Below are 716 nucleotides of genomic sequence, written 5' to 3' on the forward strand. Positions count from 1 at the left end.
CGGGCACCCGCCTGACCGTCACCGCCGCCGTCTCGCCCATGCGCGGGCTGGCCAACCCCGGCGGGGACGACAGCGCGGCCTTCTGGGCCTCTCGCGACGTGCGCTTCCGCGCCTGGACCACTCACGCCAAGGGGATGCCTCGTGTGGAGGGCACCCCGTCCGCAGGATGGAGCTTCCGCGAGAACCTGCGCACCGCCATGTTGCGGGCCATCGCCCTGCACGGCGCGCCGGAGAAAGACAGACCTGACGCTCAAGCCAGGCCTGACGCCAAGACCGGCGACGCAGCGACAGCCGCTGCCACGGAATCGCCCGCAAAAAAGAGCACCGGCGCAAAGCCCCGCCGCAAGGCCACGGCAGAGACATCCGGACAGGAGACATCCGCGTCGGGAACATACGGGCAGGGGACACCCGCGCCGGAATCCACCGCCATCGCCGCGCCCGGCTACGCCCCCGAACCGCCCACCCCGGCGGGCACCTTTCTGCCCGCACTGGTGCTGGGCGACCGCTTTCATCTGGACAGTCGCGATCTGGACCTTGTGGCCCGCGCCTCGCTGATCCACGCCATTGCCCTGTCGGGCATGCACCTGTGCGCCGCCGCCGCACTGGGTGCCGCAGTTGCCCTGCTGGCCGGGCGTATCGCCCCCGGCGTGTACCTGCGCATTCCGCGCCGCAAGCTGGCCCTGGCCTGTTCGCTGCCGCCCGCGCTGGCCTAGGAC

The 716-nt window shown here is 71.9% G+C and carries 1 protein-coding gene; it reads left to right on the forward strand.

What is annotated here, in order from left to right; all coding sequences use genetic code 11:
* Window positions 1–713, forward strand: a 713-nt coding sequence (locus tag FVW27_RS21050; protein WP_243838561.1) for a ComEC/Rec2 family competence protein, incomplete at its 5' end; no start/stop codon positions are given.
* Between the last annotated feature and the right edge of the window lie 3 nt (window positions 714–716).

Source organism: Nitratidesulfovibrio liaohensis (genome assembly GCF_011682075.1).
In the GTDB taxonomy this organism is placed as follows: domain Bacteria; phylum Desulfobacterota; class Desulfovibrionia; order Desulfovibrionales; family Desulfovibrionaceae; genus Cupidesulfovibrio; species Cupidesulfovibrio liaohensis.